General features: G+C 71.5%; 20 protein-coding genes. 7 read left to right on the top strand and 13 right to left on the bottom strand.

Annotation, left to right across the window (positions count from 1 at the left end; genetic code table 11):
* Nucleotides 1-84 precede the first annotated feature (84 nt).
* Both MMR14E_RS00170 and MMR14E_RS00165 read right to left on the bottom strand, forming a co-directional pair.
* Nucleotides 85-999, bottom strand: a complete 915-nt coding sequence (locus tag MMR14E_RS00170) for a LysR family transcriptional regulator (protein WP_331312258.1) — start codon at nt 997-999, stop codon at nt 85-87.
* A 168-nt stretch (nt 1,000-1,167) separates the two neighbouring features.
* Nucleotides 1,168-2,067 carry a LysR family transcriptional regulator gene (locus MMR14E_RS00165; protein ID WP_331312257.1) on the bottom strand — a complete coding sequence of 300 codons (900 nt, stop codon included), beginning with the start codon at nt 2,065-2,067 and terminating at the stop codon, nt 1,168-1,170.
* A 90-nt stretch (nt 2,068-2,157) separates the two neighbouring features.
* Here MMR14E_RS00165 and MMR14E_RS00160 point away from each other — a divergent pair, with 90 nt between their 5' ends.
* On the top strand, nt 2,158-2,601 hold the full coding sequence (locus tag MMR14E_RS00160; RefSeq protein ID WP_331312256.1) for a PACE efflux transporter: 444 nt from the start codon (nt 2,158-2,160) through the stop codon (nt 2,599-2,601).
* Between the two features lie 110 nt (nt 2,602-2,711).
* On the opposite strand, the gene MMR14E_RS00155 is transcribed toward MMR14E_RS00160, so the two are convergent.
* The 11 genes from MMR14E_RS00155 to MMR14E_RS00105 form a co-directional block, all read right to left on the bottom strand.
* The gene (locus tag MMR14E_RS00155) at nt 2,712-2,855 is read right to left on the bottom strand and encodes a hypothetical protein (protein ID WP_331312255.1); all 144 of its coding nucleotides are present in this window, start codon (nt 2,853-2,855) and stop codon (nt 2,712-2,714) included.
* Nucleotides 2,856-2,988: 133 nt separating this feature from the next.
* Entirely contained in the window at nt 2,989-3,402 is a 414-nt protein-coding gene (locus MMR14E_RS00150; RefSeq protein WP_331312254.1) for a Rieske (2Fe-2S) protein, read from the bottom strand.
* The gene (locus MMR14E_RS00145) at nt 3,395-4,099 is read right to left on the bottom strand and encodes an ABC transporter ATP-binding protein (RefSeq protein ID WP_331312253.1); all 705 of its coding nucleotides are present in this window, start codon (nt 4,097-4,099) and stop codon (nt 3,395-3,397) included. Before MMR14E_RS00145 ends, MMR14E_RS00150 begins: the two co-directional genes overlap by 8 nt.
* On the bottom strand, nt 4,092-4,907 hold the full coding sequence (locus MMR14E_RS00140) for an ABC transporter ATP-binding protein (protein ID WP_331312252.1): 816 nt from the start codon (nt 4,905-4,907) through the stop codon (nt 4,092-4,094). Before MMR14E_RS00140 ends, MMR14E_RS00145 begins: the two co-directional genes overlap by 8 nt.
* Complete coding sequence (locus MMR14E_RS00135) at nt 4,904-5,941, bottom strand: branched-chain amino acid ABC transporter permease (RefSeq protein WP_331312251.1); 1,038 nt, start codon at nt 5,939-5,941, stop codon at nt 4,904-4,906. The genes MMR14E_RS00140 and MMR14E_RS00135 overlap by 4 nt, the downstream gene beginning before the upstream one ends.
* Nucleotides 5,938-6,810, bottom strand: a complete 873-nt coding sequence (locus tag MMR14E_RS00130) for a branched-chain amino acid ABC transporter permease (RefSeq protein WP_331312250.1) — start codon at nt 6,808-6,810, stop codon at nt 5,938-5,940. Before MMR14E_RS00130 ends, MMR14E_RS00135 begins: the two co-directional genes overlap by 4 nt.
* A 324-nt stretch (nt 6,811-7,134) precedes the next feature.
* Nucleotides 7,135-8,283: an ABC transporter substrate-binding protein gene (locus tag MMR14E_RS00125; protein WP_331312249.1), complete on the bottom strand. Its 1,149-nt coding sequence runs from the start codon at nt 8,281-8,283 to the stop codon at nt 7,135-7,137.
* Nucleotides 8,284-8,317: 34 nt separating this feature from the next.
* Complete coding sequence (locus tag MMR14E_RS00120) at nt 8,318-9,250, bottom strand: FAD binding domain-containing protein (protein WP_331312248.1); 933 nt, start codon at nt 9,248-9,250, stop codon at nt 8,318-8,320.
* A complete protein-coding gene (locus MMR14E_RS00115) occupies nt 9,247-11,601 on the bottom strand; it encodes a xanthine dehydrogenase family protein molybdopterin-binding subunit (protein WP_331312247.1) in 2,355 nt (784 codons plus the stop codon). The genes MMR14E_RS00120 and MMR14E_RS00115 overlap by 4 nt, the downstream gene beginning before the upstream one ends.
* Nucleotides 11,598-12,467 carry an alpha/beta hydrolase gene (locus MMR14E_RS00110; protein WP_331312246.1) on the bottom strand — a complete coding sequence of 290 codons (870 nt, stop codon included), beginning with the start codon at nt 12,465-12,467 and terminating at the stop codon, nt 11,598-11,600. The genes MMR14E_RS00115 and MMR14E_RS00110 overlap by 4 nt, the downstream gene beginning before the upstream one ends.
* A 10-nt stretch (nt 12,468-12,477) precedes the next feature.
* Nucleotides 12,478-13,761: an amidohydrolase/deacetylase family metallohydrolase gene (locus MMR14E_RS00105; protein WP_331312245.1), complete on the bottom strand. Its 1,284-nt coding sequence runs from the start codon at nt 13,759-13,761 to the stop codon at nt 12,478-12,480.
* A gap of 121 nt (nt 13,762-13,882) precedes the next feature.
* On the opposite strand from MMR14E_RS00105, the gene MMR14E_RS00100 reads away from it, so the two are divergent.
* The 6 genes from MMR14E_RS00100 to MMR14E_RS00075 all read left to right on the top strand — a co-directional run bounded on the left by MMR14E_RS00100 (nt 13,883) and on the right by MMR14E_RS00075 (nt 19,208).
* Nucleotides 13,883-14,410, top strand: a complete 528-nt coding sequence (locus tag MMR14E_RS00100) for a MarR family winged helix-turn-helix transcriptional regulator (protein ID WP_331312244.1) — start codon at nt 13,883-13,885, stop codon at nt 14,408-14,410.
* 365 nt (nt 14,411-14,775) lie between these two features.
* Entirely contained in the window at nt 14,776-15,540 is a 765-nt protein-coding gene (locus MMR14E_RS00095; protein ID WP_331312243.1) for a GntR family transcriptional regulator, read from the top strand.
* Nucleotides 15,537-16,307 carry an ABC transporter ATP-binding protein gene (locus MMR14E_RS00090; protein WP_331312242.1) on the top strand — a complete coding sequence of 257 codons (771 nt, stop codon included), beginning with the start codon at nt 15,537-15,539 and terminating at the stop codon, nt 16,305-16,307. The genes MMR14E_RS00095 and MMR14E_RS00090 overlap by 4 nt, the downstream gene beginning before the upstream one ends.
* Nucleotides 16,298-17,113 (top strand): ABC transporter permease, encoded by an 816-nt coding sequence (locus tag MMR14E_RS00085; RefSeq protein ID WP_331312241.1) that lies wholly within the window; start codon nt 16,298-16,300, stop codon nt 17,111-17,113. Before MMR14E_RS00090 ends, MMR14E_RS00085 begins: the two co-directional genes overlap by 10 nt.
* A gap of 64 nt (nt 17,114-17,177) precedes the next feature.
* Entirely contained in the window at nt 17,178-18,158 is a 981-nt protein-coding gene (locus MMR14E_RS00080) for an ABC transporter substrate-binding protein (protein WP_331312240.1), read from the top strand.
* A 33-nt stretch (nt 18,159-18,191) separates the two neighbouring features.
* The gene (locus MMR14E_RS00075; protein ID WP_331312239.1) at nt 18,192-19,208 is read left to right on the top strand and encodes a quinone oxidoreductase family protein; all 1,017 of its coding nucleotides are present in this window, start codon (nt 18,192-18,194) and stop codon (nt 19,206-19,208) included.
* Nucleotides 19,209-19,241 lie beyond the last annotated feature (33 nt).

Below are 19,241 nucleotides of genomic sequence, written 5' to 3'. Positions count from 1 at the left end.
CGGGCAGGGGTCACGGCTACCGATCAGCCCGCGCGTTCGCAGGCGGATCGTTCGACACCCGCGAGGGGGCGGAGGCGAAGGGCGTCACCGCGTCTGGAAGCGCGCGATCAGGCCCGGGGCCGCCTCGCGGATCAGCCCGAGGAAATTGTCGATGACCGGATTTCGCCGCTTGTGATGCAGCGCGTAGACGTCGGCCGACAGGAAGGGCGGCTCGATCGGCAGGACGACGACGTCCGGATGCCTCGGTCGGCCGACGAATTCCGGGATGATGGCGAGGCCGAAGCCCGCCGCGACCAGGTTGATCAGCGACGAAGCCTCGCGGACCTGCTGCGAGATCCGCGGGGTGAACCCCTTCTGAATGCAGCCTTGGTAGATCTCCGCGGCGAAGCGCGAGCTGTCGAGGCCGAGCGAGATCAGCGGCTCGCTGCGGAGGATGTCGACCGGGACGCTCCGATTGTCGGCGAGGGCGTGCTCGCGCGGCACGGCCACGCAGAGCCGTTCCGGCCACGCCATCTGGGCGACAAGGTCCGGGTCCTCGGGGGGACTGCGCAGGAAACTCAGATCCGTCCGGTTCGCCTTGAGGGCCACGATCTGGTCGGCCGGCGCCATCTCGTGGATGCGCACGTCCACCGCCCGGAAGCGCTGCTCGAAGGCCCGGATCAGGCATCCCGCCGGTCCCGCGAGGACGGAACTCGTCATGCCGATGTTGAGGATGCCGGCCGTTCCGGTGCCGATCGTCCGCGCCCGGTCGACGGCGTCGGCCACCTGCGCGAGGACCGCCCGCGCGTTCCCGAGGAAGTCCTCGCCGGCGGCGGTCAGGACGACGCGTCGGCTCGAGCGCTCGAACAGGTTGACGCCGATCTCCACCTCGAGATCGCGGATCTGCTGGCTCAACGGCGGTTGCGACACGCCCAGGCTCTGGGCGGCGGCGGTGAAGCTGAGATGCTCCGCCACGGCAGCGAAGTAGCGAAGATGCCGGAGCTCCATCGGCCAAACCATAGGAATTTCGAATGAATTGGAGCACGGAAGCCATTTTGCGTCTAGACGCTCGCCGGCACGCGGTTCGACCAGCGCGTTCCGTGCCCGCTGGCCCCGTGATAGGGCCGGCCGGCATTCCATGACCGTCGCGCGCGGGCCCGCCGCGGGCCGGCACGGCCGTCAGCGCGGTCAAGTCTCGCCGGGGTGGAGTCCGACGCGCTCCGCGGCGAAGCGCTCGCGGAGCCAGGCCGCGGCGGGGCCGCAGGGGCGCTGCTTGTGCCAGACCAGTTCGAGGGCGATCGGCCAGTCGCCCTGATCGAACTGGAGGTCCGGCGTCACGAGGTACGGCGCCGTGAGGGACGCGGCGATGACGTGGTCGGTGACGAAGGCCCAGCCGATCCCGTGCTTCACCATCTCCAGGATGACCCAGTGGCTCTCCACCCACCACACCTCGGCGGCGACCCGCAGGCGGCGCTTCTCCGCCCCGTCGCCGCGGGCGGCCACGAGGATCTGGCGGTGGCGCTTCAGCTCCTCCCACTCCACCCGCGCCTTCGCGAGCGGGTGATCGCGACCGCAGACGAGCTTGAGCGGCACCCAGCCGATGGTCTGGAACCCGAGTTCCGTGGGAAGCTCCTCCTGCCGCCACATGACGCCCAGGTCGGCGGCGCCCGACTGAACCATGCGGCTGACATCCTCCATCAGCGGGAAGAGCAGCTCCAGTTCCACGAAAGGGAAGCGCCGGGCGAAGCTCGCGAAGAGGGCGCCGAGGGCGTGCTCGGGGTAGAGCTCGTCGATGGCGACCACCAGCCGGTTCTCGACCCCCTGCTCCAGGCTGCTCGCGACGCCGATCAGGTGCTCCCGCCGGTCGAGCACCACGCGGGCCTCCAGCAGCAGCCGCTCCCCCGCCGGGGTCAGCACCGGGTTCCGGCCCGCGCGGCTGAACAGCGCCAGCCCCAGATCCGCCTCGAGGTTGGCCACCTGCGTGCTGACGGCCGACTGCGCCTTCCGGAGCACCCGCGCCGCGCCCGAGAAGGATCCGGCCTCCGCCGCGGCCACGAACGCCTGGAGCTGCTCGAGCGACACCGCCATCTATCGGATTCTCAGATAGTTTCTAACTTGCGGATCGCCTTGTCGCAGATGAGAGAGCGGCCGATCAATCCGCCTCTCGAGAGCGAGACCATGCGCACCACCCGCGACCGTATCCGCCACGCCGTCCTGTTCGAGGTGATCGGCCTGCTCCTCATCGTCCCCCTCGGGACCGCGGCCTTCGGCCTGCACACCGCCGACATGGGCGTGATCGGCATCGGCAGCGCCCTCGTCGCGACGAGCTGGAACTACGTCTACAATCTCGGCTTCGATCGGGCGATGCAGCAGCTCGCCGGCCACACCCGCAAGACCCTCGTCCTGCGGGTCGCCCACGCCGTGCTGTTCGAGGCGGGACTACTCATGATCCTGCTGCCGCCGATCGCGTGGTACCTCGGCATCGGCCTGGTCGAGGCCTTCTTCATGGATCTCGCGATCGCGGCGTTCTACGTAGCCTACGCCTTCGTGTTCAACCTGGCCTACGATCGAACCTTCCCGCTGCCGGGCTGGGCTGACGCGGCCGTCGAGCCGTCCCGCTGACGGGGGCTGTCGGAGCCGCGTGGGGAAGCGATCGATCCTCCGCGCGGGCGAGATCGGCCGTCTTCGGGCCGTGTTGAGACTCCGCGCGTGCCGGACCCGGCGGGGCGCTGCTACCGCGGCATCAGCGCGGTGAGCGCCTTCTGGAGCAGGTCGGGCCGGACCGGTTCGTGGATCAGAGGGACCCCGCCGTCCAAGGCCTCCCGCAAGCGAACGGGCGCCGTGTCGCCGGTGATGAGGATCGCTTCCTGCGCCACTCCGGATCCTGTCTGGAGTAACCGCACAGGCGCCGTCACCGGGCATAGACCAGTCCATCTGGACTGGTCCACGGAGCCGTCCCGGTCAGCTAAGCTCCTGTCCGAGGAATTCGATCGGCCGATCTCGGTCGCTCTAGCGTCCGGCCTTGCGTCCGGCCGAACTTTCGTGGCCGCCCGGCGGGGGCGGCCCCGGCCGCGCGGCGTCCGGTCCGTGAAGGTCTGATCCGGTGCCGAGCCAGAGCCCGTCCGGGGCGGCCTCGATCGCGAACAGGCGCAGGGCGCGGAACGACCAGCCCGGCGAGACGGCCCCGTCTCGGAGGTCGAACGAGGCCTGGTGCCGGGGGCAGAGCAGCCGGCCCGCGACGCAGCGGCCGAGGGCGAGGTCGGCCCCTTCGTGCGGGCAGGCGCGCTCGGCGGCCACGATCCGGGCCCCGGCCCGGACGAGGAGCAGCCGGTGGCCGCCCGCGGCGACCGGGAGCAGATCCCGGTCGCCGAGAAGGTCGTTGGGGCCGAGGCGGATCCGGCCCGCCGGATCCCGCTCAGCCACCGAGATAGGCGTCCCGGACGTGGGGATCGGCGATGAGGTCCTGCCCGCGCCCCTCGAGAACGATCCGGCCGGTCTCGAGCAGGTAGGCGTAGTCGCAGAGTTCGAGGGCCGCGAAGGCGTTCTGCTCGACGAGCAGCACGGTCGTGCCGACGTCGCGGATCGCCCCGATCACCGCGAACATCCGCTCGACAATGTTGGGGGCGAGCCCCAGGGAGGGCTCGTCGAACAGCACGAGCTTCGGGCGCCCCATCAGCGCGCGGCCGATCGCCAGCATCTGCTGCTCGCCGCCCGACAGCGTGCCGGCCGCTTGGTCGCGGCGCTCCGCGAGGCGCGGGAACTCCCCGTAGATGCGCTTCAGATCCGCCGCGACCGCCGCCCGGTCGCGGCGCAGATAGGCGCCCATGGCGAGGTTCTCGGCGACCGTCATCTGCGGGAAGACGCGCCGGCCCTCCGGGCAGTGGGCGATGCCCGCCGCCAGGATCCGGCGGGGCTCGGCCCCCGCGATGTCCCGGCCGTCGAACCGGATCGCGCCGGAGCGCGGCGGGACGAGGCCCGAAATCGCCCGGAGCGTCGTGGACTTGCCGGCCCCGTTCGCACCGACGAGGGCCACGAGCTGGCCCTCGCGCACGTCGATCGTCAGCCCCTTCAGCGCCGTGACGTGGCCGTAGCCGCAGACGAGGTCGCGGATCTCAAGCATGGACCGCCTCCTGCGCGGCGGCGGCGGCCTGCCGGGCGGCGCTGCCCTGGCCGAGATAGGCCTCGATCACCGCCGGGTCGGTGCGGATCCGGTCCGGCGGCCCCTCGGCGATCAGGCGCCCGTAGTTGAGGACGACGATGCGGTCGGAGACCTCCATAACCATCGGCATGTCGTGCTCGACCAGCAGGATGGTGACGCCGCGCTCGCGGATCTGCCGGACCAGCCGCACGAAGACCCGCGTCTCGGAGGCGTTCATCCCCGAGACCGGCTCGTCGAGGAGCAGCATGGCGGGCTCGGTGGCGAGCGCCAGCGCCACCCCGACGAGGCGCTGCTCCCCGTAGGCGAGGGCACCGGCCTTCTCGTGCGCCCGGCCGGCGAGCCCGACCCAGTCGAGGAGCGCCGCGGCGCGGGTGCGCAGCTTCCGCTCGCCGGCCCCCGCGCGGCCGAGGAGCGCGTCGAGAACGGGCGCGCGGCCCGCCGCGGCGCCCATCTGGTGCAGGCCGATCATCACGTTGTCGAACACCGTGTCGTCCGGGAAGACGCTGGTGCGCTGGAACGTGCGGGCGAGGCCGAGCCGCGCGATCGCGTGCGGCGGCAGGCCCTTCAGGGACGTGCCGCGGAATCGGACATCGCCCTGGCTGGGCTTGAGGAAGCCGGTCATCACGTTGAAGGCCGTCGTCTTGCCGGCCCCGTTCGGGCCGATCAGGCTGACGATCTCGCCCGCATGGACGTCGAAATGCAGGTCGGCGATGGCGATGAGACCGCCGAAGCGCACGCCGACATGCTCGACCGAGAGGATCGCGCTCATCGCTGCACCGCCGGATTGACCTCGAGGACGGGCGCGGCCGGGGCCGGCCGCCGGCGGCCGAGCAGCGCCGCCAGACCCGGCACGATGCCCCGCGGCATCACGAACAGGATCACGATCAGCACGAGGCCGTAGACGATCCACTGCGCCTCCGGCGCCATGACCGGACGGAGCGCCACCGGCAGCAGGCCGAAGATCAGGCCGCCGACGACCGGGCCCATCAGGGTGCCCTTGCCGCCCGCCACCACCATGATGACCATGCTGACCGTGGTGGCGAACAGGAACACGTCGGGATCAATGATCCGCAGGTAATGGGCGTAGAGGCTGCCGGCCGCGCCGGCCATCGCGGCCGAGATCACCGCCGCCACCGTCAGCGTGCGGGTGGCGTTGATGCCGACCGAGAGCGCCAGCGGCTCGTTCTCCTTGAGGCCCCGCATCGCCCGGCCGAAGCGCCCGCCGATCAGGCGGGCGATCACGGCGTAGCAGAGCGTGCCCACGGCCAGCACGAGGTAGTAGTTCTGGAGCTTGGTCTTGAGGGTCCACATCCCGAGGCCGGGCAGGCCGAGGGTGATGGCCGGGATGTTGGTCAGCGCCAGCGGCCCCTGCGTCAGCTCCACCCAGTTGAGCGCCACGAGCCGCACGACCTCGGCGAACGAGATCGTCACGATCACGAAGTAGGCGCCCCGCACCCGGAAGGAGAGCCGCCCGATCAGGTACCCGCAGCCGCCCGCCGCCACCGTCGCCAGCAGGAGGCCGGCCACCGCCGGCCAGGGCTCGTGGACCGCGCGGATCCCGAAGCCGAGATCCACGTCGAAGCCGAGGCTGGTCAGCGCGCTGACATAGGCGCCGATCCCGAAGAACGCGATGTGGCCGAGACTGAGCTGCCCGGTGAAGCCGAGGAGCAGGTTCAGGCTCATGGCGCCGATCGTCAGGATGCCCGTCACGATCAGCGCGTTGAGGAGGTAGGGGTTGGCGCCGAGCCCAAGGGGCAGGACCACGAGGCCGGCGAGCAGGGCGAGGGGGAGGAGCCGGATCATCCGATGCGCTCCGCCTTGGCGAACAGTCCGGTGGGCCTGCAGAGCAGGACCGCGATGATGATCAGGAAGCCCATCGCGTCCCGGTAGCCGGAGGAGACGTAGCCGGCGCCCAGCTCCTCGGCGAGCGCCAGGATGAAGCCGCCGATCGCCGCGCCGGTGACGTTGCCGAGCCCGCCCAGGATGACGATGGCGAAGGCCTTCAGCTCGGCGAGGCCGCCCATCTGCGGGAACACCACGTAGACGGGCCCGAGCAGGGCGCCGGCGGCCGCGGCGAGCGACGAGCCGAGGGCGAAGGTGGCGGTGTAGATCCGGCGGACATCGACGCCCATCAGCGCCGCCGTGTCGGAATCCTGGAAGGCGGCGCGCATGGCGAGCCCGAGCTTGGTCCGGTTGATCAGCGCGTAGGTGAGCGCGATCAGCGCGAGCGCCGCCCCGAGCACGAACAGCCGCAGCCACGACACCGAGACCGGGCCGACCTGGAGCGGCGCCTCGGGGAAGGGCGAGGGGATCGCCTTGGCGACGCCGCCGAAGGTCCAGAGCGTGCCCGATTGCAGGATGATGCCGGCGCCGATCATCACCAGCATGGTGGTGTCGATGTCCGAGCCCCGGAACGGGCGCAGCAGCACGAGCTCGATCGCGGCCCCGAGCAGGAGCCCCCCGAGGATCGCCACCGGCAGCGCCAGGAAGAAGTTCAGGCCGAGGGCGGCGACAGCCAAGTACATCACGTAGGCGCCGACCGTGTAGAGCGCGCCGTGGGTGAAGTTCACGACGTTCATGATCCCGAAGATCAGCGTCAGGCCGATCCCCAGCAGCGCGTAGGTGCCGCCGAGGATGAGCGCGTTGACGAGGTGCTGGATCAGTTCGGTCATGAGCTTCTCCTGGCAGGTCGCGTGCCGGATGACCGGCGCCTCATGCCCTGCGGGGACACGGGGATTGCCAATTCGGGACCAGGCATCGCGCGTCTCCCTGTCCGGCAGCTACGACGTTCGCGCATTTCTGGTCGCGACGCGCTCTCCTCCCCCTTGTGGGGAGGAGTTGGAGGTGGGGGTGGTGCAGGCTTGGGCGGTGCGGTGCCTTCTGCACCACCCCCACCCCTGGCCTCTCCCCGCAGGGGGGAGGGGAAAAGCGTCTGCCTTTTAATCCCTTGGCGTACGGCAGAGATGGGGGATGAGGGAGGGCGCGCGGCGGCAGCCCTACAGCGTCGGCACGATCACTTTCCCGTCCTTGATCTCGATGAGGTAGACGTCGGGCTTGCTCTGGCCGCTCTCCTTCCCGGCGGGGCCGGCCTTGGCGAAGTGGATCGGCCCGTTGAGACCGACGAAGTCGACCGACCAGAACGCCTTGGTGATCGCGGCCGGATCGACCGACCCCGCCTTCTCGATGGCGTGGGCGATCGCGCGGATGCCGTCGTAGCCGCGGAAGCTCTCGGTGACGCCGGCGAAGTCGAAGCCGCGCTTCTTCCACGCGGCGATGAAGGCCTCGGTGGCCTTCGGGTCCGGCGTCTTGTCGGGCGACCAGGGCAGGAAGGTCGTGAGGTGCATCGTGCCGTCGGCGGCCGCGCCGGCCTGCGCGATGATCTGGTCCGGATTCTGGGATCCGCCGGTGGTGATGACTCGCTTCTTCAGGCCGAGCGCCGCCATCTGCTTGAACAGCAGCACGAGCTGATCGACCGAGCTCGTGATCATGATCGTGTCGGAATCAGACGCCTTCAGCTTGGCGAGCTGGGCGCTCATGTCCTGCGCGCCCTGGTCCATGGTCTCGACGAGGCCGACCGTGACGCCCTTGTCCTTCAGCATCTTGCCGAAATCGGTCGCGGCGCCGCGGCCGAAATCGTTGTTGAGGACGAGGAAGTCGACCTTCTTCATGCCGAGGCGATCGACCATCGGCGCGAAGGTCGCGGCCTCGAGTGACGAGGGCGGCGAGATCCGGAACACGTAGGGGTTGCCGGAGGTCGTGATCTTGCCGGACGAGGAGGTCTCGACCAGCATCGGCGTCTCGTAATCCGCGAGCTTGGGCATCACGGCGAGCGTCAGGCTGGAGCCCCAGGCGCCCATCATCACCGGGGTCTTGTCGCTGGTGATCAGCTTCTCGGCAACCGCGGCGGCCTCGGTCGGGTTGCTCTTGTTGTCCTCGATCACGAGTTCGATTTTCTTTCCGTGGACGCCGCCCTTGGCGTTGATCTCGTCGGCCGCGATCTTGGCGCCGTTGACCACGTAGGTACCCGAGGCCGCGAACGGCCCGGTCAGGGGTTCGTTGACGCCGATGCGGATCGCCTCCGCCCGGACGCCCGTCGCCGTCAGCGCCAGGAGGATCGCGGTCGTGAGGGTGAACCTGCTGGGCATTCGCGTGTCTCCGGTGGATTGAGGCGGAAGGGGATCAGGCGCGGCCGAACCACGCCGCGAGGCGCGCGCGGGCGAGGCCGAGGAGCAGGCGGAGCGGGTTGAGACCGGCGGGCACCGGCGCCGCGACGCCGGAGAGCCGGGCCTCGAGGTTGCGGGCGAACTCCGCCGCGATGCGGCCGGCGAGGTCGCGCACGAGGCCGGGGCGGCCGAACTGCGCGAGCGGCCCGGTCAGGGTGTAGCCGACGTCGAGTTCGACCCGGGCGGTGTCGGGCATCGGCCCGGCCTCGACCCGGTAGCGGATCCGGCCCTCGGTCGCCGAGCGGCCGCCCGCGTCGGTGNGGCCGCGGCCGGCGCCGGGCTCGAGGCGCACCGCCCCGATGGCGTGGGCGAACTCGCCGATCTTCGCGCAGTGCTTGACGTAGCCCCAGGCCGCGCCCGCCGGCAGCGCAGGGACGCGCACCGCGACCAGGATCTCGTCCGCACCGAGGGCGACCGCGAGGGCGCCGGTCACGAAGCGCTCCACCGGCAGGGTGCGGCGCCCGTTCAGCCCCGCGATCTCGACCTCGGCGCCGAGGGCCGTCAGGGCGCTCACCCAGTCGGCGGCCGGATCGGCGTGGACGAGGCTGCCGCCGACCGTGCCGCGGTTGCGCACGGGCCGGTAGGCGATCGCGGCCGCGACCCGCCGCAGCGCGCCGCCGGTGAGGTCCGGGACGCGCCCGTCCTCGACGTCGGCATGGGTCACGCAGGCCCCGAGGACGAGCGTGTCGCCCTCGACCCGCGCCGTCCGGAGTTCGGGCACGCCCGTGATGTCGAGGATCAGGCTGGGCTCGACGAGGCGCAGATTCAGCATCGGCCCGAGGGACTGGCCGCCCGCGATCAGCTTCACGCCCGCGGGGGCTTCGGCGAGGCGCGCCAGCAGCGCGGGCAGGCTGTCGGGGCGCTCCCAGGCGAAGGCCGCGGGCTTCATGCGGCCTCCCGCGCGGTCACGGCGGGGGTCTTGGCGGCGAGCACCGCCTCCACGATCCGCCGGGGGGTGACGGGCGCGTGCAGCAGCTCGACACCGAGCGGCGCCAGCGCATCGTTGACCGCGTTGGCGAGCGCCGCCGGGGGCGCGATGGCGCCGCCCTCGCCGATGCCCTTCTGGCCGAAGCGCGTGTAGGGCGAGGGCGTCTCCATGTGGTCGATGCGCGCCATCGGCACGTCGGGGGCGCCCGGCAGGAGGTAGTCGACCAATGTCGAGGCCAGCGGCTGGCCGCGGGCGTCGAAGCGCATCTCCTCGAACAGCGCCGTGCCGATGCCCTGCGCGAGGCCGCCGTAGATCTGGCCGTCGACCACGAGGGGGTTCACCAGCGTCCCGCCGTCCTCGACGATGACGTAGTCGAGGATCTCGACCGCCCCGAGATCGGGATCGACCGCCACCACGGCCGCGTGCGCCGCGTACGAGAAGGTGCCGGAATCGCGCACCGGCTTGTAGCCGGCGGTGACTTCGAGGCCGCCCGGATCGGTGTCGGGCGCGAGGTCCTGCGGGCGCCGGTACCACGTGCGGGCGATCGCCTCGAGCGGGACGTCGCCGGAGGGGCCGACGACGTGGCCGCCCTCGAACCGGCATTCCTCCGGCCGCGCCTGGAGCAGGTGGGCGCCGATCCGCACGGCGCGGTCGCGCAACGCCTCGCAGGCCGCCGCCACGGCGCCGCCCGCCACCACCATGACACGGGAGCCCCAGGAGCCGGTGGAGTAGGGGGTCATGGCGGTGTCCCCGTGGACGAGGCGGGTGCGCGCCACCGGGACGCCCAGGATCTCGTGGGCGACCTGGGCCAGCGTCGTCTCCAGGCCCTGGCCGTGGGAATGGGCGCCGATCCGCAGCTCCAGACCGCCGTCCGGGGTGAGGCGGGCGCTCGCCTGCTCGTGGCCCGGCACCATCGGGATGCCCCAGCCGGAATAGACCGAGGTGCCGTGCGCGGCCTGCTCGCAGTAGATCGCGAGGCCGAGGCCGATCCGGCGGCCGTCCGGCTCGCCCTGACGCTGGCGGGCGCGGATTGCCTCCACGTCGACGGCCTTCAGCGCCCGGGCCAGCGCCTCCGGGTAGTCGCCGCTATCGAAGTGCTTCTTGGTGATGTTCTCGAACGGCATCTGCTCGGGCCGCACGAGGTTCTTCTCTCGCACCGCCTCGGGCGGGATCCCGGCCGCGCGGGCGACCGCGTCGAGCACGAGTTCCAGGGCGAAGCAGACGCCGGTGCGCGCGACGCCCCGGTAGGGCAGGATCGGGCATTTGTTGGTCGCCACCGACCATGTCCGGCAGCGATAGGCCGGGAAATCGTAGGGGCCGGGCAGGATGCTGGCGACCTGCGCGGCCTCCAGGCAGGCCGAGAACGGGTAGGCCGAGTAGGCGCCGGAATCGACGGTGGCCTCGCAGTCGATGCCGCGCAGGGTCCCGTCCCGCTCCGCGTAGGCGGTGATGCGGTAATGGTGCTCGCGGCAATTGGCGTTGGCGGTCAGGTGCTCGCGCCGGTCCTCAAGCCAGCGGACCGGGTGGCCGCAGCGGAGCGCGAGCCACGCGAGCGCCACGTCCTCGGCGAGCAGGATCGCCTTGTAGCCGAAGCCGCCCCCGACATCCGGCGAGACGATGCGGATGCGGCCCTGCTCAATCCCGAGGCATTCGGAGAGGCCGTTGCGCACGATGTGCGGCATCTGGCTCGCGGTGTGGACGACGAGCTGGTCGAGGCGGTGATCGAGCTGCACCACGGTGCCGCGGCCCTCGATCGGCGCCATGCACTGGCGCCCCGTCGAGATGGTGCGGCTCACCTTGATCGGCGCGTCGAGGGCGTCCTCGATGCCGACATCGACCAGGGTCTCCAGGAAGACGTTGTCGCCCCAGTGCTCGTGGACGAGGGCGGAGCCCGGCGCGCGCGCGGCCAGCATGTCGTGGACGGCTGGCAGCTCCTCCAGATCGAGCACCACGGCCGCGGCGATGTCCTCGGCCTCGGCGCGGGTCGGGGCGACGCAGAGCGCGACGAGCTCGCCGACCTGCCGGACCTTGCCGGTGGCGAGCACCGGCTGCTCGGAGACCTTGAAGCCGGGCAGCCCCGAGACGGCACGGATCGGCAGCACCCCGTCGAGGTCGGCGGCGGTGAACACGCGGTCGCGATAGGCCTCCGGCACGTGGACGCCACGGATCCGGGCATGGGCGAGCGGGCTGCGCACGAAGGCGACGTCCTGCATGCCGGGCAGGCGGAGATCGCCGACATACTGGCCGCGCCCGCGCATCAGGCGGTCGTCCTCCTTGCGGGGCAGGGCGGCCCCGACGCCCTCGCGGCTCATCGGGCGCCTCCGAGAGCATCCTGCGCGGCGCGGACCAGGAGGCCGTCGGGCCGGCGGAACCCGTCGAGGATCGAGAAGTGGTCGGCGCCGGGCACCGGCAGCAGGGCGCCCGGCGCGTGGGCGGCGCTGCGCAGGGCGTGGAGGTTGCGCGCGTCGCGGACGAGGGCGGGCAGCTCGCGGCTGCCGTAGGCGACCGTCATGGGCTTGGGCGTCACCGCCAGCCGCAGCGGCGACAGGATCTCGATCTCCGTGTCGGTCAGCCCGAGCTTCTCGTTCAGGTAGGTCCCGCGGATCGGCGCGAGGTCGTAGACGCCGGAGATCGCCAGGACCGCGGACACGGCGGGATGCCCGAGATGGAGCGCGGCGAGCTGCGCCCCCGCGGACCAGCCGGCGAGGACGATCGGTCCGCCGATCCCGCGCGCCGCCCCGTGCGCGGCGAGCCAGTCGAGAGCGGCCCCGATCTCGGCGACGATGCCGGTGAGGCTCGCCTCGGGCGCCAGGGTGTAGCCCGGCATCGCCACAGCCCAGCCGGCGGCGTTCGGCCCCTCCGCGAAGCAGGCGAAATCGGCCCGGGCGTTGCGCTGCCAGTAGCCGCCGTGGACGAAGACGAGGCAGGGCGCCCGCGCGTCCGACGCCGGGTAGAGGTCGAAGGCCGTCCGGTCCCCCGCGGCATACGGGATATCGAGCCCGGCCGGGTGCGCCGCCCGGTACGTCGCCGAGGCGGCGTTGCGGGCCGCGACCTGCGCGGCGCTGTCGGGCACGCCCGCGTTGTTGTCGTAGCAGGCGCCCCGGGCCGCGAAGTCCAGGCTGTCCCAGCGGCGGCGCGGGTCCGGCGGGGTCGGGTCGTCGAGGACGAAGGCGGGCACCGGCGCCACCTCAGGCCGCGATCGCCTGGGGCAGGATCGGCGAGTCCGCCTCGAAGCGCTTCCCCGCGCGGAGGCAGAAGGCCGGGCGCAGCAGGCGGTCGGCGATCACCCGCGTGTCCTCGTTGTCGCGCAGCAGGAAGCGGCCGCGATCGTCGTGCAGCACCGACACGTCGGCCGCGTAGCCGACCTTGAGGGCACCGATCCGGTCGCCCATGCGCAGCATCTCGGCCGGGTGCGACGTCACCATCGGCACCACGTCCTCCAGCGGGATGCCGAGCGCCATCATCGAACTCATCGCCTGGGTGAGGCTGAACCGGGCCTGCCCGAGGAACGGGTGGTTCTCGTCGTCGTGGTGCTCGTCCGGGGTACCGGCGGGCTTCTTCACCTCGGGAACCTCGGTGTTGTAGCCGTGCATGTCGGCGCCGAGCGTGTAGGGGATCACGCCGGCCGGCAGGGACGCGCGGGCCACGCGGTAGGAGAAGTGGCTGCCGTGCCCGACATCGACCTTCAGCCCGGCCTCCATGGCCCGGCGGATGATGTGGTGGACCTCGCCCTGCTCGTTGATGAAGCCGCCCGGGTGGCGGGTGAAGGGGTGGGCCAGGACGTCGCCCGGCCGCAGCAGCGGGATCACCCGCTCGACGATGGTGTCGGCATCCTCGCCGTTGGCGCCCGATTCCGGCAGCCCCCAGAGCTGGCCGAAATGAACGTAGAGCGGCAGGTCGGCGCGCCGGCTGATCTCGGCGGCCATCTCCATCACCTTGATGCCCCAGCGGGCGAAGCCCCCGATCTCGGCGTGGCCCTTGATGCCGCGCACGAGGTCGCGGTTCTCGGTGGCCGACTTCACCGTGGCGTCGATGTCGACGCCGTCCGGGCTGTAGAGGTTCGGGTAGAAATGCCCCTCCAGGCCGCCGACGAGGTAGGCCGACAGGAAGGCGAGGACCTGCGTCTCCGAGCGCTCGGCAATGAAGTGGCGGAAGCCCGGCAGGGTCATGCAGGACGGGCCGCCCTGGTCCACCACCGTGGTCACGCCCGAGCGCACGCCGACCATGTCGGGGTTCAGGCCGAACCGGCCGGTGACGTACTGGTAGACGTGGGCGTGGGTGTCGATCATTCCGGGCAGGACGAGCTTGCCCGAGACGTCGACCACCTCGGCGGCGGCCGAGGGCAGGATCGTCTCCGCCACGGCGGCGATGCGCCCATCCTGCACCGCCACGTCGCGGATGCCGTCGATGCCGGAGGCCGGGCAGATCACCCGCCCGCCCCGCAGAACCAGATCATAGCGGCGATTGTCCATGTCGACCTCGTGGTCCCGGCCGGCGCGCGCCGGCCTCGCCCTTGCTAAAAGCGAAGCATGCTTCGTATTCCGGCTTTGCACACCGCGTGCCAAGGCTGGAACCGTTCTGCGGAGGCGGACGATGGATGAGGTCCCGGACACCGGATTCGCCACGGGATCGGCAGAGGCGGGGGCTTCGGACGCGGCGGCGGACGCGCGGCACTGGCCCCTGGCCGAGCGCCCCGGCTTCCTCGCCCGGCGCATGCACCAGATCCACGTCAGCCTCTTCGCCGAACGCTGTGCCGCGTTTCGCGTCACCCCGCTCCAGTACAGCCTGCTCTCGCTGCTGCGGGATCTGGAGGAGGCCGATCAGACGACGCTCGCGAGCGCGGTCGCCCTCGACCGGACGACGACGACCGGCGCCCTGAAGCGCCTCGCGGCCCGCGGCCTGGTGAGCCGCACGACCTCGCCGCTCGACCGCCGCGCTCAAGTCTGCCGGCTGACGGAGGCGGGGGCCGCGCTCCACGGCGCGATGGAGCCGGCGGCGCGGGCCGCGCACGCGCTGACCGTCGAGGCCCTCACCGCGGCGGAGCGGGACACCCTGACCCGACTCCTGGGCCGCGTCATCGCGGGGCACGAGCACCGGCGCGGCCAGCCCGACATCGTCTAGGGCATCGCCGGAAAGCCCGCGAGCACGCACCCCCTGCTGAAAGAAGACACAGATCATCCTACGCCGGAGCGCCGCGAAAGGCCCAATCTTCCAACCTCTTCGCGCGAATTGGACGCGTATTTCATTTACACAACGCCGGGCCGTTGCGCATAAATACGGCATGGAATGCCCACAGCGCGCGCTGAGCCGATCACACGCCGCTCCTGAGCTTCCCACCGCACGACGAATGTCGGCAGGCGACGGGTGTTCCGCCCGCCGATGCGCGCCCCGCGCGGCCGGGCCGGCGGGGGTTGGCACATGTTCTGCGTGTGGTGGGCTGCTCACAGCGTCCTGTGGGAGCCTCAATGCCCGAACAGCGAGGTGCGATGACGACGCGCGATGACAGGTCCCGGCCCGATCGCCCGACCGCGACGGTGCTCGCCGTCCCCGACGCCACGCGCAAGGGCAACCAGGCCTACGACCTGATGCGGCGCGAGATCGTCGCCTGCCGACTCCTGCCCGGCACGCGCTTCACCGAGGCCGAGGTGATGGAGCGGTTCGAGATCGGCAAGGCGAGCTGCCGGATCGCGCTCCAGCGCCTGGCCCAGGAAGGCTTCGTCAGCTCGATGCCGCGGCACGGCTACCGGGTCAGCCCGGTGACCGTGAAGGACGTCGACGAGGTCTTCGCCCTCCGGATGGAGCTCGAGCCCCTCGCGGCGCGGGGCGCCGCCGGCCGGGTGAACCGGGCGCATCTGGAGCGCCTGGAGCAGGCCTGCCGCCGCAAGATCACGGTGGAGATGGGCAACCAGATCGACTTCTTCCTGGAGGCCAACCGGGGCTTTCACCTCGCGATCGCCGCGGCTTCGGGGAACGGGCGCCTGTACCGGACGCTGTCGGGCCTCCTCGACGAGATGACCCGCCTCGTCGCCCTCGGCTTCGGCGTGCAGGGGGTACGGCCGAACATCGAGAACGACCACACCGCGATGATCGAGCATCTGGTGGCCGGCGACGCCGACAGCGCCGCCCTGGTGGCGCGCCGCCACGTCGAGACCTTCCGGTCCATGACGATGGAGAAGGTCATCGCCAGCCTGCGCGACACCGCGGTGGTGGCGCCGGTGCGGCCGGCCCGGGTCGACGGGGGCGAGCCGTGAACGCCGTCGAGCTCGACCACGTCAGCAAGTGGTTCGACCGGCGCGAGGGCGGGCCGCTCCACGTCCTCGACACCGTCGACATCGCGATCCCGCAGCGCGCGATCGTCGCGATCCTGGGCGCGTCGGGCTGCGGCAAGAGCACCCTCCTCAACATGATCGCCGGGCTGGTGGAGCCCGACCAGGGCGCCGTCCTCCTCAACGGCATCCCGTCGCACGCCTTCCGCGACTGGCGGGCCATGACCTACATGTTTCAGGAGGACCGGCTGCTGCCCTGGCGCACGGCTGCCCAGAACGTCGCCTTCGGCCTCGAGGCCGGGCGCATGGGCCGGGCGGAGCGGGCCCGGCGGGTCGACGAGACCCTGCGTCTCGTCGGGCTGGAGGCCTTCCGCGACGCCTACCCGCACGAATTGTCGGGGGGCATGCGCAGCCGGGTGGCGCTCGCGCGCAGCCTCGTGACCGAGCCCAAGATCCTGCTCCTCGACGAGCCGTTCTCGAAGCTCGATCCCGAGATCCGCGCGCAGATGCACGCGGAACTGCTGCGCATCGCCGGCCTGCGGGCGATGACCCTGGTCTTCGTCACGCACGACGTCGAGGAGGCGGTGGTGCTGGCGAGCCAGGTGGTCGTCCTGCACCCGCGGCCGGGCCGGATCGGCGCGGTCCGGGCGATCGATCTGCCGTACCCCCGCGACCCACTCGCGACGGAGGTCGCCGAGGAGGTCCGGCGCCTGCGCATCAGCCTCTCCGCCGCGAGCGCGCGATGCTCGTGAAGACCCCGCCGCGCCTGATCCGGCGGACGCGGACGTCCGGGGCCGGACGCCGGGCCAGCCTGCTCCTGCAGCGGCTCGCCCTGCTCGCGCTCGCGCTGGCCGCGTGGCAGCTCGGATCGCTGCACGCGCCGAGCTTCGTCCTGCCGAGCCCCGCGCGGGTCTGGCACACGTGGCTCGGCCTCGTCGCCACGCCGAGCTTCGCCGCCGATCTCGGCATCACGCTGGGCCGGATCGGCGCCGGCCTCGCCTTCGCGGCCCTCGTGGGGCTGCCGCTCGGCCTGCTGCTCGGCGCGAGCCCGCGCCTCGGCCGGTTCTTCGAGCCGGTGCTGACGGTGACCAACACCGTCTCGTCGGCGATCTGGGCAATCTTCGCGCTGATCTGGTTCGGCCTCTCGAACTGGACCACGATCTTCGTGGTGTTCATGACCGCGATGCCGCTGATCCTGACCAACGTCTGGCAGGGCACGCGCACGGTCAGCGCCGAGCATCTCGAGCTCGCCCGCACCTTCCGCATGCCGCGCCGCAAGGTGCTGACCAAGATCTACCTGCCGACGATCCTGCCCGCCTTCTTCGCGGGCGCGCGCCTCGCCATCGGCTTCGGGGCCCGGGTCGTCCTCGTGGCGGAATCGCTCGGGGCGAGCAGCGGCATCGGCTACCGCCTGCGGCAGGCGGCCGACCTCGTCCAGACCGACCAGGTCTTCGCCTGGACCCTCACCCTCGTCGCCCTGATGATCGGGCTCGAGACGCTCGTCCTGAAGCCGGTCGAGCAGCGCCTGTTCGCCTGGAAGAAGGCGGCGCAGCCGTGACGGCCGCCGCCGCGCGGGGCCATGCCCGCCGAACGCCCTCCCATCCCCCGTCCTGGAGAACGCCTTGAATCGAATCCGCGTCCTCGCCGCCGCCGCGCTCTGCGCGATCGGCCTGCCCGGCCTCGCGCGCGCCGAGTCGGTGCGCATCGGCTACTGGAGCTCCGGCATCAGCCTCGGCTTCGGCGCCGTGCTGGAGGCCGGCAAGTTCATGGAGAAGGAGGGCCTGACGGCCGAGTACGTCAAGTTCCCGGACGTGAACGCGCCGACCAAGGCCATGGCGGCCGGGGCGATCGATTTCGCGATCGCGGCGAGCGCGGGGACGGCGCTGAGCGTGACCGCCGACGGCCTGCCGATGAGCATCGTCCTGGCGACGCAGGTGGCCGACCTCGACTTCGTCGTCCTCGAGGACTCGCCGATCAAGACGATGGCCGACCTCAGGGGCAAGAAGATCGGCACCTCGCCGGCCGGCAGCGGCACCGCCGCCATCGCGGCGGCGATCCTGGAGACCAATCACGGCCTCAAGCCCGCCGATTACCAGGCCGTGCCCGGCAACGACTCCCGGCTCGCGCAATTCCTCGTCCAGAAGGACATCGACGCCGCGGCCCTGCGCACCGTGACCCTCGCGCTCCTCCCCGACGTGAAGCTGCGCCGGCTCGGTACCTTCCGGGAGGAGTGGAAGCGCCTCACCCGGCAGGACGCGCCGCCGGTCCTCGGCGTCGGTCTGATGCGCAACGCCTGGATGACGCAGAATCCGGACGCGCCCGCCAAGGTCGTGGCCGCGATGCGCAAGGCCTTCGCTTTCGGCCGAGCCGACAAGCCCGGCGTGGCCAAGATCCTGAAGGCGGCCGCGAACCTGAGCGACGCCGACGCCGCCGCCTACGCGGGCCTCTGGGACGGCATCTACACGGTCAGCCTGGAGCCCGCCGACATCGCCTCGCTGAAGCGCGAGTTCGACGTGTTCAAGGCGGTCGGCGCCGTTCAGGGCAGCCTGCCGGACACGGCCCTGGTTCCCGGCCCCTACGAGCGGTCGAAGACGATCCCGTAGCTCTCCTCCGACTGGCAGAAGAAGGTTTCCACGATGGCTCAGACCATGAAGGCGCTCGTGCTGGAGGCGCACGGCGACATCGACACGCTGAAGGTGGTGAACGACTATCCGAAGCCGTCCCCCGGCCCGGGCGAGGTCCTGATCCGCGTCGGCGCGTCCTCGTTCAACTACCACGACGTGTTCACCGTGAAGGGCATGCCCGGCATCAAGGTGCCGATGCCGGTGGTGATCGGCCTCGATATGGCCGGACAGGTCGTCGAGCTCGGCGCGGGCGTCACGGAGTGGCGCGTCGGCGACCGGGTGCTGGTCAACCCGCTCAACAAGGCCAAGGGCCTGATGGGCGAGATGCTCGACGGCGGCATGGCCGAGTATTGCCGCGTCTCGACGGGCCAGCTCATCGCGATGCCGCCGGACGTCAGCTACGCGGACGCCGCCTCCCTGCCGGTGGCCTACGGCACGGCCCACCGCATGCTGATCACCCACAACACCGTGAAGGCCGGCGACAGGGTCCTGATTCTCGGCGCCAGCGGCGGCGTCGGCACCGGCTGCGTGATGCTGGCCAAGCAGCTCGGCGCCGAGGTGATCGCCTGCGCGGGCAGCGCGGAGAAGATGGCGGCGCTGACGGCGCTCGGCGCCGACCAAGTGGTCAACTACCGCGAGACCGACTTCTCCAAGTGGGCGATCCAGCAGTACGGCAAGCCGCAGCGCCGGACCTACGAGGGCGGCGTCGACGTGGTGATCAACTTCACCGGCGGCGACACCTGGGTGCCCTCGCTCAAGTGCCTGAAGCGCGGCGGCACGCTGCTCGTCTGCGGGGCGACAGCGGGGCACGATCCCAAGGAGGATCTCCGCTACATCTGGAGCTTCGAGCTCAAGGTGATCGGCTCGAACAGCTTCTACGACGACAACCTGTCGGCCCTGATGGACATGATCCAGGCCGGCACGCTGAAGCCGACGATCGACAAGGTCCTGCCCCTGGAAGAGGCCGCCGAGGGCCTGCGGATGATCCGCGACCGCGAGGTCATGGGCAAGATCGTCGTCACGCCCTGAGACCGATCCGGTCGATCGCGCGTCGCCGCCCCC

Source organism: Methylobacterium mesophilicum, from assembly GCF_036441335.1.
Lineage (GTDB): Bacteria > Pseudomonadota > Alphaproteobacteria > Rhizobiales > Beijerinckiaceae > Methylobacterium > Methylobacterium mesophilicum_B.
The sequence above is the reverse complement of the archived record's forward strand: the minus strand, read 5'-3'. Positions and strand labels throughout refer to the sequence as shown.

What these genes read in the sequence shown, in the direction of transcription:
- MMR14E_RS00170 (WP_331312258.1), bottom strand. Translation starts at nt 999, where the DNA reads ATGGTTTGGCCGATGGAGCTCCGGCATCTTCGCTACTTCGCTGCCGTG.
- MMR14E_RS00165 (WP_331312257.1), bottom strand. Translation starts at nt 2,067, where the DNA reads ATGGCGGTGTCGCTCGAGCAGCTCCAGGCGTTCGTGGCCGCGGCGGAG.
- MMR14E_RS00160 (WP_331312256.1), top strand. Translation starts at nt 2,158, where the DNA reads ATGCGCACCACCCGCGACCGTATCCGCCACGCCGTCCTGTTCGAGGTG.
- MMR14E_RS00145 (WP_331312253.1), bottom strand. Translation starts at nt 4,099, where the DNA reads ATGCTTGAGATCCGCGACCTCGTCTGCGGCTACGGCCACGTCACGGCG.
- MMR14E_RS00140 (WP_331312252.1), bottom strand. Translation starts at nt 4,907, where the DNA reads ATGAGCGCGATCCTCTCGGTCGAGCATGTCGGCGTGCGCTTCGGCGGT.
- MMR14E_RS00135 (WP_331312251.1), bottom strand. Translation starts at nt 5,941, where the DNA reads ATGATCCGGCTCCTCCCCCTCGCCCTGCTCGCCGGCCTCGTGGTCCTG.
- MMR14E_RS00130 (WP_331312250.1), bottom strand. Translation starts at nt 6,810, where the DNA reads ATGACCGAACTGATCCAGCACCTCGTCAACGCGCTCATCCTCGGCGGC.
- MMR14E_RS00125 (WP_331312249.1), bottom strand. Translation starts at nt 8,283, where the DNA reads ATGCCCAGCAGGTTCACCCTCACGACCGCGATCCTCCTGGCGCTGACG.
- MMR14E_RS00115 (WP_331312247.1), bottom strand. Translation starts at nt 11,601, where the DNA reads ATGAGCCGCGAGGGCGTCGGGGCCGCCCTGCCCCGCAAGGAGGACGAC.
- MMR14E_RS00105 (WP_331312245.1), bottom strand. Translation starts at nt 13,761, where the DNA reads ATGGACAATCGCCGCTATGATCTGGTTCTGCGGGGCGGGCGGGTGATC.
- MMR14E_RS00100 (WP_331312244.1), top strand. Translation starts at nt 13,883, where the DNA reads ATGGATGAGGTCCCGGACACCGGATTCGCCACGGGATCGGCAGAGGCG.
- MMR14E_RS00095 (WP_331312243.1), top strand. Translation starts at nt 14,776, where the DNA reads ATGACGACGCGCGATGACAGGTCCCGGCCCGATCGCCCGACCGCGACG.
- MMR14E_RS00085 (WP_331312241.1), top strand. Translation starts at nt 16,298, where the DNA reads ATGCTCGTGAAGACCCCGCCGCGCCTGATCCGGCGGACGCGGACGTCC.
- MMR14E_RS00075 (WP_331312239.1), top strand. Translation starts at nt 18,192, where the DNA reads ATGGCTCAGACCATGAAGGCGCTCGTGCTGGAGGCGCACGGCGACATC.